Consider the following 15,757-nt stretch of genomic DNA (forward strand, 5'->3'; position numbering starts at 1 on the left):
CGTACAGCCCGACTCCGGCACAGCGCCCGCGCCCACCCCGAACGAAACCACCACCCGGCTTCGGCCGATCACGGACGCCACGGCTCCGCCCCGGACCGCCGCCGGGCCGGCGAACACGACACCGCACAGCCGGTCCGGACCCCCGCCCGTGGGCGCCGCGGGGGACGGCGGGCAGACGCGGCCCCCGGTGACCGCGAGACCTGAGCCTGCGTCACCCCGCCCTCCGTCCCCGCCGTCCGCCGCCGTGCCGCCGCAGCCGTCCTCGTCGCCCGCTGCCGGTGTTGTGCCGCCCCGGCCGTCCGCGCGGCCGTCCGCTGCCGTGCCGTCCTCGTCGCCCGCTGCCGGTGTTGTGCCGCCCCGGCCGTCCGCGCCGCCGCAGCCGTCACGACCTCCCGCGCACCCGTGGGCGCCTGCCACCGGCGCTCCGGCCGTTGCCCCCGCGTACTTCGGAGCATCGCCGCTGCCCCACGCCGGTGCTCCCGCCGAGACGCCCGGCGAAATCACCACGCGGCTGCGGCCCATCCGCACGAGGCACCCCGTGCGGACCGCCGCAGCCCTCACGTGTGTCGTGCTCGGACTCGGCCTGGTCGGGGGCGCAGTCGCCGGAAGCTGGCTGGCCCGGGACACAGCCGCGGCGCCCTCCGCGCGTCCCGCCCGCACCTACGCCGAGGTGCGCACGCTCTGGCACAGCGTTCCTGTCGACAACCTCTTCCCGCGCGCGCTCAAGGGCACCGGCGCCGGCCCCGGAGGCGCGGACCGGGTCTGGACCCGGGTCGCCGTTGCGCCCGACGGGCCCTGTGCGGGCGCACTGGACCCGCTGCTGGCAAGGACGTTGCGGCCGGTCGGCTGCCTGCATGTGCTGCGGGCGACCTACGTCGACGCCACCTCCAGCAGTGTCACGACCGTCGGCATGATCTTCACCCGCGCGGACCGCACCGCCATGGCCGCCTTGCGCAGCAGGTTCTCGGGCGAGGGCCTGGACGAGCGCGCCGACCTCATGCCGAGGGCCTACACGGTTCCCGGCACCCCCGCCGCGGGCTTCGGTGACGCACAGCGCGCCAGCTGGACCGTCAGCGTTCTGAGCGACGTGCCGGTCGTCGTGTACGCCGTCTCCGGTTTCGCCGACGGACGAACCGTCACCGACCCCCAGCCGGCGAGCGAGGCGATGGTCGCCGGAGCCACCTCCGCACCCGCCCAGGCGGGCCTCGGCCATGAGGCCAAGGGCGTCGCGGACCGTGTCGAACGCGCCCTCCGCAAGATCGCCACGTCGCCCCCGGAGCCCTCCGAATGACCGCGCACCTCCCGATCCCCGACCCCCGCCCGGCCCTGCATGCCCGGCCCGGCTCCGCGCCCGGCTGTGACCGTGCCACGGTCCCGGGTCGCCGGTGGGTCCGCCACCGGCTGCTCGGCAGCCTCGCCGGCGCCCTCGCATTCACCCTCGTGGCCGTCACCCCCGCCCACGCCGACAGCATCCGCGCCCGCCAGTGGGCCCTGGATGCGATGCACACCGAGGAGGCATGGCGGACCACCAAGGGAAAGGGCATCACCGTCGCGGTGCTCGACACCGGCGTCGACGACAGCCATCCCGATCTCGCGGGCCAGGTGCTCCGGACCAAGGACCTCATCGGCTTCGGAGCCGAGCGCGGTGACCGCGCCTGGGCCCGCCACGGGACCGCCATGGCCGGGATCATCGCCGGCCGCGGCCATGGCCCGGGCCGTGAGGAGGGCGTGCTCGGCATCGCGCCGGAGGCGAAGATCCTCCCGGTCCGGGTGATCCTCGAAGGCGGCGACCCGGCGCGGACGAGGGCCCGCAAGTCCCGCGGGTCCGCGCTCGCCGACGGCATCCGCTGGGCCGCCGACAACGGCGCCGACGTCATCAACCTCTCCCTCGGCGACGACAGCGAGTCCGCGCACCCGGAGAAGAGCGAGGACGCCGCCGTCCAGTACGCGCTCGCGAAGGGCGCCGTCGTCGTCGCATCGGCCGGCAACGGCGGCGAGAAGGGCGACCACATCTCCTACCCGGCCGCCTATCCCGGTGTCGTCGCCGTGGCCGCCGTCGACCGCTACGGCACCCACGCCGCCTTCTCGACCCGCCGCTGGTACGCCACCGTCAGTGCCCCCGGCGTCGATGTCGTCATCGCCGACCCCGACCGCAAGTACTACGAGGGCTGGGGTACCAGCGCCGCCTCGGCGTTCGTCTCCGGCGCCGTCGCCCTCGTACGGTCGGCCCATCCCGGGCTGACCCCCGCCCAGATCAAGAAGCTCCTCGCGGACACCGCCCGCAACGGGCCCAAGGGCGGCCGCGACGACGCCAAGGGATACGGGATCGTCGATCCGGCCGCCGCCATCGAGGAGGGCGGCAAGCTGCGCCCCGGCGCCGCGGACACCGCGGCCGCGACCGGGTACCGCGGCCGCTACTTCGGCGGCGGCCCCGTCGCCGCATCGTCCGCGGGCGAGCGGGGCGGCCTGCTCGTACCCGTCGCCGGCGGGCTCGGCGCACTGCTGCTCGTCGGCGCGGTCGTTCTGTGGCGCGGCCGCCGCCGCATCTGAGGCCGCCCGGAGCGCTTCCGCCTCCACCCGCGCGCCCGCGTCCGGCCGCCGTTTGCCCGTAGGACAGCACGACCGGCAGCAGCCCCGGCCCGCCGCACCGGGTTCACGGCCCACGGCCCACGGACCACTGCTCCGGTCCGGCGGCCGGCCGTTCTTCACGCCCGGTGCCGCCGGCGCCGACACCCCGGCCCGGGACCACACGGCCCATGAGCCGCCCGACGTTGGGGGAACGCGCCGTCGAGCACCGCCCCGCATCAGCACGAGCCGGTCCCGGACGGCCGTCCTCGTCGGACCCTCGGCGGGTCCGCCCGCTTCCGGACTGGCCACGGACGGCGTCCGGCCCGTCCGGTCCGCCGATCGTGTCCCACAGCGCTGTCGTCGTGTCGTTGTCGCCGCCCGAACATCGCCTCCGCGTGCGCCCGCTCCCACGCGCCGAGCGGCCGAATCCCGCGCGCAACGTCACCACCGCGAGGACGAGACCTTCACGATGCCGGCGGAGACCTACGAGTGCTCCTTGTCGTGCGCCACGCTGCGACCGGTGTGCGGATCGAGCACGGCGGCCGAGGTACGGACGCGCCGACGGGCCGGGCCGGGCGCCCGCGGTCCGGAGGTCAGCCGGACCGCACCGCCCGGAAGTGCATCACGGGGCAGCCGTCGGCCAGACAGGCCGCGAGGTCCTCGCCGTCCGCGGAGTCGGCGGCGCGGAACACCGCCCGGACCTCCTTGCCGTACGCAGACAGCCGGCGCACCTGCAGCGCGCCGCCCGCTTCCCGGGCGAGGCTGTCGACGATCATCAGTCCCCGCCCGTGGTCCTGTCCGGGACCGGCCGTCACCGGCCGTGGCAGGAAGGGGTGCGCGTCGTGCACGGCAAGCGCCAGCGTCGTGCCGCTTCTGGTGATGGTGATCGTTGCCCGGGGTGAATACGGCGCGGCGTGGCGTGCGGCATTGCCGACAAGCTCGGAGATCACCAGGGAAGCCGTGTGCAGACCGTCTTCGTGCAGCCCCCAGTCCCGCAGGACGTGGGCCGTCCTCCTCCGGGCCACGGGCACCCCTGCGGCCACCGCGTGCACGGTGAAGGCGTGGACGGACACCGCATTGCCCGGCCCGCTACGAGCGGCGGGGGCGCACGGTGTGCCGGTGACGGGCGATGTCGTCGGCGGATTCGTGAGGGTGGTTCGCATGACGATTCCCGGGGGTTTGCCTCGGTACGGGTACCGGCGGCTGTTCGACCGCGCCGTGCAGGCGCGTTGTCCGACCAACGGCGGGCCACGCTGCATCCACCGCTGCCACGGCCGGTCCGCCGGGGCGGAGAAGGTGCTTCTGCCGACCGTAGTTCGACATTGCCGAACCATAGTGGGCTTTCGTTGGGTCGACAAGGGCCGGTTCGATGCTTATGCCCTGGCTCGCCTGCCTCTTGTCACCCCCGGGCACCGCAACGGACGGCCCGCACACCACCTGGCGTCATCGGTGCCCTCGCCGACGAACTAGGCTCTTGGCGTGGCGCTCAAGAACATTCCCGACCCGGGTTTCTCCGACGACGACGGCACTGCCGACCCCGCTCTGACCGCGGCACTCGCAGCCTGGGCCGAGGACAGGACCGCGGAGCAGCCGGTGCTGGAAGCGCTCAGGAGTGCCCGGCTCCTCGTTCCCGTCGTCGCCGTCCTGGGCGAGGTCGAGGAGGACGAGAACGGGCTGCGGCGCGAGAAGACCAGCGACATGGCCGTACCCACGCTGACCGCCGGTGCCCGGCGGGCTCTGCCCGCGTTCACCTCGACCGAGTCGCTGGCGCTCTGGGACCCGCAGGCGCGACCCGTCGCCGTGCCGCTGCACCAGGCGCTCCAGGCCGCCGCGCACGAGAAGGCGGACACGATCGTGCTCGACCTCGCGGGCCCTGTGCCCTACCAGCTCACGGGTCATGCGCTGCTCGCCCTCGCCGAGGGGCGCACGAGCACCGACCCGCTGGCCGATCCGGCGGTGAGGGAGGCGGTGCGGGCCGCGGTGTCCGCCGAACCCGCGGTGGTCCGCGCCCATCTCGGACCCGGCCGCGCCGACGGCACCCTGGCGCTGGTCCTGGCGCCCGATGCGGTGCCCGGTGAGGCGGCGCAGCGTGTGGCCGGTGCGCTCGCGGCGGACGGGATCCTGCGCGCCCGTCTCGTACGCGGTCTCGATCTGGCCCTGCTGCCGGCCGGGGCCGTGCCTCCGGGTGAGCCCCTGTACGTACGGCCGTAGGAGCCACCGCATATCGTGTGGCGCATGAGTGACGCGACCCCCAGCAATGAGACCCCGAGCGACGAGTCGCCCGACTTCGACGCCATGACCCGCGACATCGCGGAGGTCCCCGCGGTCGAGGTGATCGTCACGGTCGCGGTGAACCTGATGAGCGCGGCGGCGGTGAAGCTCGGTCTGACCGAGGACGGCGACGAGCACAAGGACCTGGACGAGGCCCGCAAGCTGGTCCACGCGCTGGCCGGGCTGCTCGACGCGGGGGCCACGGAGATCAGCTCGTTCCATGCGGCTCCGCTGAGGGACGGGCTGAAGTCGCTGCAGTTGGCGTTCCGCGAGGCGTCCCTCGTACCTGACGAGCCGGGCCAGGGCCCGGGCGAGAAGTACACGGGCCCGGTCTTCGGCTGAGACCGGGGCCGTCCTCCGTCCGCGCGCTCCGGGCGGGCGGCACGGTCCGTCCGGAGCAGTGCGGCCGCCCGGTGAGGTGCGGATCCCCGTCGCGCGGCCGCCGCGGAAGCTGCCTCCCTCCCGCCGGTTCGCTCCTTCCTCCCGGAGCTGCTAACCTTGTGTAACGACCGGTCGGACACGTATGTGCTCGACCCACAAGTGGAGGCTCCGATCTCCCACCTGACCGCCCTGCAGGGCGGCGGGTCACCGGTCAGACGGTTGCCATCGTTCCGTACGGACGATGGAACCGTCCGAACAGCGCCCCGCGGTTGATCGCGGCGGTGCTCCGGTAGTCCAGGAGCCCCGCCTGTGTCCCGTCGGGGCATTTTTCATGCACCGGCGCGGTAGGTCCAAAGAAACAGACGTTACGTGGCTGTCCGCCAGACCGCCGCGTGGTGCTACCGAGGAGGATCCATCAGCGCCGAGCCCCGCATCAACGACCGGATTCGCGTTCCCGAGGTGCGACTTGTCGGTCCCAGCGGCGAGCAGGTCGGGATTGTTCCGCTTGCCAAGGCCCTGGAGCTTGCGCAGGAGTACGACCTCGACCTTGTCGAGGTGGCGGCGAACGCCCGTCCGCCCGTCTGCAAGCTCATGGACTACGGGAAGTTCAAGTACGAGTCGGCCATGAAGGCCCGTGAGGCGCGCAAGAACCAGGCGCACACGGTCATCAAGGAGATGAAGCTCCGGCCGAAGATCGACCCGCACGACTATGACACCAAGAAGGGTCACGTCGTCCGGTTCCTCAAGCAGGGCGACAAGGTCAAGATCACGATCATGTTCCGTGGGCGCGAGCAGTCCCGGCCGGAGCTCGGCTACCGGCTGCTGCAGCGGCTCGCGGAGGACGTCCAGGACCTCGGGTTCGTCGAGTCGAACCCGAAGCAGGACGGCCGGAACATGATCATGGTTCTCGGTCCGCACAAGAAGAAGACCGAGGCGATGGCCGAGGCCCGCGAGGCGCAGGCCGCCCGCAAGGCGGAGCGCCAGGGTCAGTCCGCCCAGGACGCGGACCCCGCCGAGGAGCCCGCCGAGGCCTGATTCCGGGACAACCGTCCTGGACATCAACCCATACATCTGACGCTTTCGCCTGCCGGTTTACGGATCGGCGACGGGAGCGCCACTGACGAGGAGAGAACGGCGCGATGCCGAAGAACAAGACGCACAGCGGTGCCAAGAAGCGCTTCAAGATCACCGGCTCCGGCAAGGTGCTCCGTGAGCGCGCCGGCAAGCGCCACCTGCTCGAGCACAAGTCGTCCAAGCTGACGCGTCGCCTCACCGGCAACGCCGAGATGGCCCCGGGTGACGCCGCCAAGATCAAGAAGATGCTGGGCATCTGACCTTGATTCCGCGCCCTCGGTGACCGAGGGCATCCGGCAAGACCGGGACCCATTCGTTTCCGGGCTGGGTGAGTGAACCCGTAAATCCCAGCCCCGCTACAAGGAGTTAACAAGTGGCACGCGTCAAGCGGGCAGTCAACGCCCACAAGAAGCGTCGGGCGATCCTCGAGCAGGCCAGCGGTTACCGCGGCCAGCGTTCCCGCCTGTACCGCAAGGCGAAGGAGCAGGTCACCCACTCACTCGTCTACAACTACAACGACCGCAAGAAGCGCAAGGGCGACTTCCGTCAGCTGTGGATCCAGCGCATCAACGCCGCTGCCCGCGCCAACGGCATCACCTACAACCGCTTCATCCAGGGTCTGAAGGCCGCCAACGTCGAGGTGGACCGCAAGATCCTCGCCGAGCTCGCGGTCAACGACGCCGGCGCGTTCGCGGCGCTCGTCGAGGTCGCCCAGAAGGCGCTCCCGAGCGACGTCAACGCCCCGAAGGCCGCGTCGGCGGCCTGACGGCCGACCGCTCGGTCCAGCCGGACTGCCCCGGACCCGCAGGCCTCTGGCCTGCGGGTCCGTGTGCGTCCGGCAGGTGGCCCGACGCCACCCGGTCCTCCGGCCAGGACGCGAGCCCCGTTCCGCCCGGGCACCCGCGCCCCGGCGGCCGGCCGCCCGCGACTGCGTGCCGGTGCCGAAGGCGTGCGGGCCGACGCGGGAGGCGGGTTCGCCCGGGACGGTGCATGTCCGCGGCACGGACCCCGGCCGGTTGCCGGATCCGGACGGAGAACGACGACCGGTCCGCGCGAGCACCGTACGAGGGCACGCCCTGGCACACGGTGGACCGTCCCGGTGGGACCCGGGCCCTCCGCACGGACCGCAGCCGTGACGGCCCCCTTCCGCGATCCCGGTCCCGTGGCGGCGGTGGTGGCCGTGGGACGCGCCCTCGGCCGGCGAAGGCCGGTGGGAGTGAGCGCCCGGTACGGAGCCGCCGCAGGCGCAGCCGTCGGCCCGAGGTCTCGGTGCACGGTCCTCACGGCTGCAGGACGGACTCGACAGCGCCACGACCGCCGTCGAGCGGCTCGCCCGTCCCGGGGTCGCGCCGACCCGGTCCCGGCCGGGGCGTCCGTCCGGCCGCTCGGACGTACCGTGTCCGCCGTGGGCCCGGGCCACCGCGACCCGCGAGCCGGTGGCTTCCCCGCCGACCCGGGCGGGCAGGAAGGCGGGCCGCCCACACGGGCGGCATGGCCCCGATGTTCGTACCACCGCACACCGTGCGCCCCGCGCGCCACAAGAGAAGTGAGTGCACCCCATGGGCACCCCCGAGTTGATCTCTCCGCGATCCCCTCGTGTCCTCGCCGCGCGACGGCTCGCCAGGCGCAACTTCCGGTCCAAGGACAGGCGGTTCATCGCCGAGGGGCCGCAGGCCGTGCGGGAGGCCGTCGAGCACCGGGGCGGGGACGGCGGGCCGACGCTCGTCGAACTGTTCACCACCCTCGAAGCGGCGGAGCGCCACGCGGACATCGTCGCCGCCGCCCGCGCCACCGGCGCCCGTATCCACTACGCCGCCGACACCGTGCTGGCCGAGGTGTCGCAGACCGTCACGCCCCAGGGGCTCGTCGGCGTCTGCCGCTTCCTCGACTCGCCGTTCGAGGAGATCCTCGCCGCCCGGCCCAGGCTCGTCGCCGTCCTTGCACACGTCCGTGACCCGGGGAACGCCGGAACCGTCCTGCGCTGCGCGGACGCCGCCGGCGCCGACGCCGTCGTGCTCACCGACGCGTCCGTGGACCTGTACAACCCCAAGTCGGTGCGGGCGTCCGTCGGTTCGCTGTTCCATCTGCCGGTCGCGGTGGGCGTCCCCGTGGAACAGGCCGTCAGCGGGCTGAAGGGCGCGGGAGTGCGCATCCTGGCAGCCGACGGGGCCGGCGACGACGACCTGGACGACGAGCTCGACGCCGGGACCATGAGCGGGCCCACCGCGTGGGTCTTCGGCAACGAGGCCTGGGGCCTGCCCGAGGAGACGCGCGCACTGGCGGACGCCGTCGTCCGCGTGCCCATCCACGGAAAGGCCGAGAGCCTCAACCTCGCGACGGCCGCGGCCGTGTGCCTCTACGCCTCCGCCCGCGCCCAGCGCACCCCCGGAGGCTGCCGGACACGGTGAGGCGGGGGCCGTGGGTGCCCGCAGGGTGTCGCTCCGTCACCGACCACTAGTAGGGTGACGGGTTCGGGGCCCACTGCACCGGTTCGAGAGGTGGGGTACGGGGATGGCTGTCGGCACGAGCAGGCCGTCGCAGGGCGATGCGCCGGCGGCGCGGTTCGCCCTCGCGTGTCCTGTCCCTGGTCTGGGCGACCTCGGGATAGACCCGGACGACCTCCCCGACGGAATCGTCGTCGCCGACGAGACAGGCCGTGTGATCTGCTTCAACGCCGCGGCCGCACGCATCACCGCGACCCGGAGCGCAGACGCCGTGGGCCGGCCGCTCGACCGCGTCCTGCCCCTGGAGGACCTCAAGGGGCGGCGCTGGTGGACCCTCACCGACCCGTACGGCGGCCTCGCCACCCGGGTCGGCCAGCCCGAGCGCAACCTCCTGCTGCCCGGCGGCCGTGAAGTGCTGGTCTCCGCCCGCTACGTCCGCGACACCCCCACCGGACCGGTGCGCCGCGTCGTGGTCAGCCTCCGCGGAACAGAGGCCCGGCGGCGCACGGAGCGCAGCCATGCCGAGCTCATCGCCACGGTCGCCCATGAGCTGCGTTCCCCGCTGACGTCCGTCAAGGGCTTCACCGCCACCCTGCTCGCCAAATGGGAGCGCTTCACCGACGACCAGAAGCGCCTCATGCTGGAGACCGTCGATGCCGACGCCGACCGTGTCACCCGACTGATCGCCGAACTCCTCGACATCTCCCGGATCGACTCCGGACGTCTCGAGGTCCGTCGCCAGCCCGTGGACATAGCCGCGGCCGTCGGCCGGCACATCCAGGCGCACACGGCGCGCGGCCAGTCCCCCGACCGGTTCTTCGTGCGCGTCGAGCGCCGGCTCCCCGATCTGTGGGCGGACCCCGACAAGATCGACCAGGTCCTCGGCAATCTGCTGGAAAATGCGGTGCGCCACGGCGAGGGAACCGTCACCATCGAGGTGGCACCAGCGCCCGGAAAGCCCGGAAAGAACGACGAGAAGGGAACGGCCGTCACCGTGAGCGACGAAGGCCCCGGCATCCCCGAGGAGTCGATGGGCCGTGTCTTCACCCGCTTCTGGCGGGGAAGCAAGCGTGGTGGCACCGGTCTCGGTCTCTACATCGTCAAGGGAATCGTCGAGGCGCACGGCGGGACGATCACCGTCGGCCGCGGACCCCGGGGCGGCGCCGAGTTCCGATTTATTCTGCCCGTCGGTGCCCCGGCGTATCTCAGCTGACACTTGCTGAGTCCCGCCTCGCGGACCACGGGCTCTCTCGTATACCTCGCCCCGTTAGACTCGACCTTTGGCACCTTTGCGTCCTCGGTCGTCGAGCGGGGGCTCCAGCCACCCCATCGGAAGCACGGGAAGACATGTCGGCACCCAATAAGTCGTACGACCCTGTCGAGGTCGAGGCACTGAAACCGGAAGAGATCGAGCGCATGCGGGACGAGGCGCTCGCCGCCTTCGCCGCCGCAGGTGACCTCGACGCGCTCCATGAGGCGAAGATCGCCCAGACCGGTCCCGCCTCGCCGCTCGCCCTCGCCAACCGTGAGATCGGCGCACTGCCGCCGCACGCCAAGGCCGAGGCCGGCAAGCGTGTCGGGCAGGCCCGGGGCGCGGTGAACAAGGCCCTGGCCGCGCGCCAGGCCGAACTCGAGGCGGAGCGCGACGCCCGTGTGCTGGTCGAGGAGGCGGTGGACGTCACGCTGCCCCACGACCGCACCCCGGCGGGTGCCCGGCACCCGCTGACCACGCTCTCGGAGCGCATCGAGGACATCTTCACGGCGATGGGGTACGAAGTCGCCGAAGGCCCCGAGGTCGAGTCCGAATGGCTGAACTTCGACGCGCTGAACATCGCGGCGGACCACCCCGCCCGGGGGGAGCACGACACCTTCTTCGTGCAGGCCCCCGGAGGAGGCCAGAGCTCCGGAGTCGTGCTGCGCACGCACACCTCGCCCGTGCAGGTCCGCTCGATGCTGGACCGCGAGCCGCCCCTGTATGTGATCTGTCCCGGCCGCGTCTACCGCACGGACGATCTCGACGCCACGCACACCCCGGTGTTCCACCAGGTCGAGCTGCTCGCCGTCGACGAGGGCCTGACCATGGCCGACCTCAAGGGCACCCTCGACCACATGGTCCAGGCGCTCTTCGGTGGCGAGGGCATGAAGACCAGGCTCCGGCCGAACTTCTTCCCGTTCACCGAGCCTTCGGCCGAGATGGACATGGTCTGCTACGTGTGCCGCGGGGAGTCCGTCGGCAACCCGGACCGGCCCTGCCGCACCTGCTCCAGCGAGGGCTGGATCGAGCTCGGCGGCTGCGGAATGGTCAACCCGAAGGTGCTCGTCGCCTGCGGAGTCGACCCGGAGAAGTACAGCGGATTCGCCTTCGGGTTCGGCATCGAACGAATGCTGATGTTCCGCCACAACGTCGAAGACATGCGAGACATGGTCGAGGGTGACGTCCGGTTCACCCGGCCCTTCGGGATGGAGATCTGATGCGGGTCCCGCTTTCATGGCTGCGGGAGTACGTCGACCTGCCGGCGACGGAGACCGGCCGTGACGTACAGACCAAGCTCATCGCCGCCGGTCTCGAGGTCGAGACCGTCGAGCAGCTCGGCGCCGGCCTCACCGGCCCCCTCGTCGTGGGCCAGGTGCTCACCATCGAGGAACTGACCGAGTTCAAGAAGCCGATCCGCTTCTGCACCGTCGACGTCGGCCAGGCCAACAGCACCGGTGAGCCCCAGGAGATCATCTGTGGCGCCCGGAACTTCGCCGTGGGCGACAAGGTCGTCGTGGCGCTGCCCGGCGCGGTGCTGCCCGGAGACTTCCGGATCGCCGAGCGCAAGACCTACGGCCGGGTGTCCCGCGGCATGATCTGCTCGGGTGACGAGCTCGGCCTGGGCGACGACGGCTCGCACGGCATCATCGTGCTTCCGCCGGAGATCGAGGTCGGCGTCGACGCCACCGAGTTGCTGGAGCTGTTCGACGAGGTCCTGGACATCGCCGTCACTCCCGACCGCGGCTACTGCCTGTCGATGCGCGGAGTCGCCCGCGAGACGGCCACCGCCTACGGCCTGCCGCTGCGCGATCCCGCGCTGCTCGACGTTCCCGCGCCGAACTCGTTCGGATACGGCGTCCAGGTCGCCGACCCGGACGGCTGTGACCGGTTCACCGCGCGCACCGTCGTCGGCCTCGACCCCGAGGCCCGCTCGCCGATCTGGATGCAGCGTCGGCTGCAGAAGGCCGGGATGCGCCCGATCTCGCTCGCCGTCGACATCACCAACTACGTGATGCTGGAGCTCGGCCAGCCGCTCCACGCCTACGACCGGACCCGTCTCGACGGGCCGATCGGAGTGCGCCGTGCCGAGCCGGGCGAGAAGTTCACGACGCTCGACGGGGCCAAGCGCGTTCTCGACGCCGAGGACCTGGTCATCACCGACGACCGCGGGCCGATCGGTCTCGCAGGTGTGATGGGCGGTGCCAACACCGAGATCGCCGATGCGGTCACCGACCCGGAGACCGGCGAGGTCCGTGGCACCACCGAGGTCGTCATCGAGGCCGCGCACTTCGATCCCGTCTCCATCGCCCGCACCGCACGTCGGCACAAGCTGTCCTCCGAGGCGTCCAGGCGCTTCGAGCGCGGTGTTGACCCGCAGGCCGCCGCCGCTGCCGCGCAGCGCACGGTGGACCTGCTGGTACTGCTCGCGGGCGGGACGGCGGAGGCCGGCGTCACCGAGGTCGTCGCGCCGTCCGCGCCGCGCACGATCACGATGCGTGCCGACCACCCCGACCGGGTCGCCGGCGTCGAGTACGGCCGTGAGATCGTGGTCCGCCGCCTTCAGGAGGTCGGCTGCGACGTCTACGGACAGGACGAGCTGGTGGTCACCGTCCCGTCGTGGCGTCCCGACCTGCACGAGCCGAACGACCTGGCGGAAGAGGTCATCAGGCTCGAGGGCTACGAGGAGCTCCCGTCCTCGCTGCCCACACCGCCGTCCGGCCGCGGACTCACCCATCGCCAGCGGCTGCATCGCCGTGTCGGCCGGGCGCTGGCCGGTGCCGGCTTCGTCGAGGCGCTGAACTACCCGTTCATCGGCGAGGGTGTGTTCGACCAGCTCGGCCTGGAGGCCGGGGACCCGAGGCGTGTCGTCGTCAAGCTGGTCAACCCGATCTCGGACGAGGAGCCGGCGCTGCGCACCACGCTGCTGCCCGGTCTGCTCGCCGCCCTGCGCCGCAACGTCGGCCGCGGCGCACACGATCTCGCCCTCTTCGAGACCGGACTGGTCTTCCGGCCGACCGGCGAGGAGACGGCCCTCCCGGAGGGGCTGTCCGTGGACCGCCGTCCCACGGACGAGGAGATCGCCCTGCTGAACGGTGTGCTGCCGCGCCAGCCGCGCCGAGCCGCGACCGTCATGGCAGGTGCCCGGGAAGTGGCCGGCTGGTGGGGCGAGGGTCGTCCGGCCGACTGGGCCGACGCGATCGAGTCAGCCCGCACGGTCGCCCGTGAGGCCGGTGTCGAGCTCGTTGTCCGCGCCGACCAGCATGCGCCGTGGCATCCCGGCCGATGTGCTGCGCTCCATGCCACCGTCGACGGCGAGGAGACCCTCGTCGGCCACGCCGGTGAGCTGCATCCTCGCGTCATCAAGGCGCTCGGGCTGCCGGAGCGCACCTGCGCCATGGAGATCGAGCTGGACCTGCTGGAGCAGGCCGGCCTGGGCACCCTCCGGGCGCCCAGGATCTCCACCTTCCCCGTGGCCACGCAGGACGTCGCGCTCGTCGTCCCGGCGGACGTCGCCTCCGCCGAGGTCGAGCAGGTGCTGCGGGACGGCGCGGGCGAGCTGCTGGAGTCCATCCGGCTGTTCGACGTCTTCACCGGCGAGCAGATCGGCGAGGGCAAGAAGTCACTGGCGTACGCGCTGCGCTTCCGCGCCGCCGACCGCACGCTGACCGTCGACGAGGCATCGGCTGCCCGCGACGCCGCGATCGCACTCGCCGCGGAGCGGGTGGGCGCGGTGCTGCGCGGCGCCTGACCGCCGCGGCGTTACTAAGGGGGCGCACCCGGAGGATTCCGGGTGCGCCCCCTTCGCGCACTCCGTGCAGGATGCAGGGAACTCCGGGTGGACGCACGGGAGTCTCCTGTGCCTGCGTGCCTGCGTGCCTGCGTGCCTGCGTGCCTGCGTGCCTGCGTGCCTGCGTGCCTGCGTGCCTGCGTGCCTGCGTGCCTTGCCGGGACGTGGTGGGCGCTGCCATGTTCCGGCACGTCCGGTGATCGAGGAAGACCGTGCCGGTCCGGGGCCGTTGGTGGAGGTGCGATTCCGTCCCGTGCGACGCCGCGGGAAGGACACTGAGGGGCGCCTCCCACGAGGGGCGTACGGGTTCCGGCGCAGTCCGCAGCACAGGGCTGCGCCGAACCCGCTCCGAACCCTCCCATCGCGTTCGGCAAGGGCTGTTCGCGGCCGGCGCCGCCCGTCCTGCCGCGGAGTGTCGGGCAGATCAGCAGGACGGGCGACGCGGGTGCGGGCCGCCGCACTGTATGAGGGGGAGCCGACGGCCCGGCCGCCTCCTTGAGAGGCAATTCAGTCAACAGGGACAGAAGGCACGGCGGCAGAGCGTGTGCGGCACGGATATATGCACTCGTTTCACACCCCGTGCGAAGCCCGCTCCACTACGCTGGGCCGCACCGAGCCAACGGAGGGCCGTATGCAGCCCAATACCCTGCTCGACGCCCTGCTCGATGAGGCGGGCATCTCCCATGCCGGCCTCGCCGCCCATGTGAATCAGGCGGGCCGCGTGAGAGGTCTGGCCCTCAGATACGAACACACCGCCGTGGCCCGCTGGTTGAAGGGCCAGCGACCACGCGGCCAGGTGCCCGATCTGATCTGCGAGGTGCTTGCGGCCCGGCTTCGCCGGGCGGTCACCCTCGACGACATCGGCCTCGGCGTCCCTGGGGAGGCCGCAGCCCAGCACGGCTCGCCGCTCTCCGGATTCGTCGAGCGCGCCACCGCCCTGTGGCGCTCCGACGAGCAGCAACGCCCCCACATCATCGGTGCGCAGGCGGTCACCGGCACTCCGGCGGTGATGCCCGTCTGGGAGTGGGAGAACCCACCCGAGGACGCGGACGTCTCCCGCAACGGCCGGACCCGGGTCGGCATGGCCGACATCGTGATGCTCCGCGCCGCCCGTGCCCACTACGAGCTCATGTACCGGAAGGCCGGCGGCATCGCCACCCGCTCCCGCATCGTCGGCTTCCTCAACTCCGGGACCGCTCCACTGCTCCGGGGTGCCTACAGCGATGCCCTCGGCCGCCAATTGCACCGGGCCACCGGTGGACTTGTGGCTGTCGCGGGCATCTGCGCCTACGACTCGGACGCGCACGGACTGGCCCAGCGCTACTTCCACCAGGGGTTGCGTCTGGCCAAGGCCAGTGGTGACCGGGGCCTCGGTGCCTATGTGATCGCGCTGTTGGTCAACCAGTCGTTGTTCATGGGGGAGTACCGGCAGGCGGTGGCCTTCGCGGAAGCGGCACTGCGGACCGCCGGGCGGCAGATCACCCCGGCGCTGGCGGCCGATCTGCATGCGATGCAGGCGAAGGCGTACGCCCATCTCGGCGACGGCAGCGGTGCGCTCGGCTGCATCCGGCGCGCCGAGGCGGAGGCGGAGCGGATCCACCCGGGCCACGAGCCGGACGAGACGGGCTATGTGCAGCCGGGTCTGGTGAACGTGCAGGTCGCGGAGGCACTGCTGAGCCTCGGTGATCTGACCGCGGCCCATGAGCACGCCGCTGCGGCCGCCGCGACACCGGCGCACGACCGGGGCCGCGTCCACCGACTGGCCGTGCTCAGCCGGATCGAGCTCCGTCAGGGCGAGGCCGACCTGGCAGCGCGGACCGCGACGGAGATGGCCGAGTGGGCACGGGGCATGGAGTCCCAGCGGCTGAGGGACCGGCTTCGGGAGGTGCGCCGGCACCTCGTGGCGAGCGGCTCTCCGGGTGCCGCCGAGGCGGCCGAACTCATCGATGGAGCCCTGCGCGTTCCCCTGTGAGCATG

The 15,757-nt window shown here is 72.4% G+C and carries 13 protein-coding genes; 12 read left to right on the forward strand and 1 reads right to left on the reverse strand.

Going from position 1 to position 15,757, the window contains the following annotated elements:
* Window positions 1–460: 460 nt before the first annotated feature.
* Both AC068D_RS22660 and mycP read left to right on the forward strand, forming a co-directional pair.
* Window positions 461–1,291, forward strand: a complete 831-nt coding sequence (locus AC068D_RS22660) for a hypothetical protein (RefSeq protein ID WP_478825058.1) — start codon at window positions 461–463, stop codon at window positions 1,289–1,291.
* Window positions 1,288–2,550, forward strand: coding sequence for a type VII secretion-associated serine protease mycosin (gene mycP, locus AC068D_RS22665; RefSeq protein ID WP_478824854.1), 1,263 nt, complete (start codon window positions 1,288–1,290; stop codon window positions 2,548–2,550). The genes AC068D_RS22660 and mycP overlap by 4 nt, the downstream gene beginning before the upstream one ends.
* A gap of 611 nt (window positions 2,551–3,161) precedes the next feature.
* Here the strand turns inward: mycP and AC068D_RS22670 are convergent.
* A complete protein-coding gene (locus tag AC068D_RS22670; protein WP_478824855.1) occupies window positions 3,162–3,731 on the reverse strand; it encodes an ATP-binding protein in 570 nt (189 codons plus the stop codon).
* Between the two features lie 316 nt (window positions 3,732–4,047).
* Between AC068D_RS22670 and AC068D_RS22675 the strand changes: the two genes are divergently transcribed.
* The 10 genes from AC068D_RS22675 (at window position 4,048) to AC068D_RS22720 (ending at window position 15,752) form a co-directional block, all read left to right on the forward strand.
* Window positions 4,048–4,779, forward strand: coding sequence for an SseB family protein (locus AC068D_RS22675; RefSeq protein WP_478824856.1), 732 nt, complete (start codon window positions 4,048–4,050; stop codon window positions 4,777–4,779).
* A 24-nt stretch (window positions 4,780–4,803) separates the two neighbouring features.
* Window positions 4,804–5,181, forward strand: coding sequence for a DUF1844 domain-containing protein (locus tag AC068D_RS22680; protein ID WP_478824857.1), 378 nt, complete (start codon window positions 4,804–4,806; stop codon window positions 5,179–5,181).
* Window positions 5,182–5,589: 408 nt separating this feature from the next.
* Window positions 5,590–6,255, forward strand: a complete 666-nt coding sequence (gene infC / locus AC068D_RS22685) for a translation initiation factor IF-3 (RefSeq protein WP_478824858.1) — start codon at window positions 5,590–5,592, stop codon at window positions 6,253–6,255.
* A 104-nt stretch (window positions 6,256–6,359) separates the two neighbouring features.
* Window positions 6,360–6,554, forward strand: coding sequence for a 50S ribosomal protein L35 (rpmI, locus tag AC068D_RS22690; RefSeq protein WP_019884943.1), 195 nt, complete (start codon window positions 6,360–6,362; stop codon window positions 6,552–6,554).
* Window positions 6,555–6,667: 113 nt separating this feature from the next.
* A complete protein-coding gene (rplT, locus tag AC068D_RS22695; protein WP_478824859.1) occupies window positions 6,668–7,060 on the forward strand; it encodes a 50S ribosomal protein L20 in 393 nt (130 codons plus the stop codon).
* A gap of 793 nt (window positions 7,061–7,853) precedes the next feature.
* Window positions 7,854–8,702 (forward strand): TrmH family RNA methyltransferase, encoded by an 849-nt coding sequence (locus tag AC068D_RS22700; RefSeq protein ID WP_478824860.1) that lies wholly within the window; start codon window positions 7,854–7,856, stop codon window positions 8,700–8,702.
* 103 nt (window positions 8,703–8,805) lie between these two features.
* Window positions 8,806–9,951 (forward strand): sensor histidine kinase, encoded by a 1,146-nt coding sequence (locus AC068D_RS22705; protein ID WP_478824861.1) that lies wholly within the window; start codon window positions 8,806–8,808, stop codon window positions 9,949–9,951.
* Window positions 9,952–10,085: 134 nt separating this feature from the next.
* Entirely contained in the window at window positions 10,086–11,210 is a 1,125-nt protein-coding gene (gene pheS, locus AC068D_RS22710) for a phenylalanine--tRNA ligase subunit alpha (protein WP_478824862.1), read from the forward strand.
* Window positions 11,210–13,741 (forward strand): phenylalanine--tRNA ligase subunit beta, encoded by a 2,532-nt coding sequence (pheT, locus tag AC068D_RS22715; RefSeq protein ID WP_478824863.1) that lies wholly within the window; start codon window positions 11,210–11,212, stop codon window positions 13,739–13,741. The genes pheS and pheT overlap by 1 nt, the downstream gene beginning before the upstream one ends.
* A gap of 670 nt (window positions 13,742–14,411) precedes the next feature.
* Window positions 14,412–15,752 carry a transcriptional regulator gene (locus AC068D_RS22720; RefSeq protein ID WP_478824864.1) on the forward strand — a complete coding sequence of 447 codons (1,341 nt, stop codon included), beginning with the start codon at window positions 14,412–14,414 and terminating at the stop codon, window positions 15,750–15,752.
* The last annotated feature ends 5 nt before the right edge of the window (window positions 15,753–15,757 follow it).

Source organism: Streptomyces sp. NPDC043861 (genome assembly GCF_056435905.1).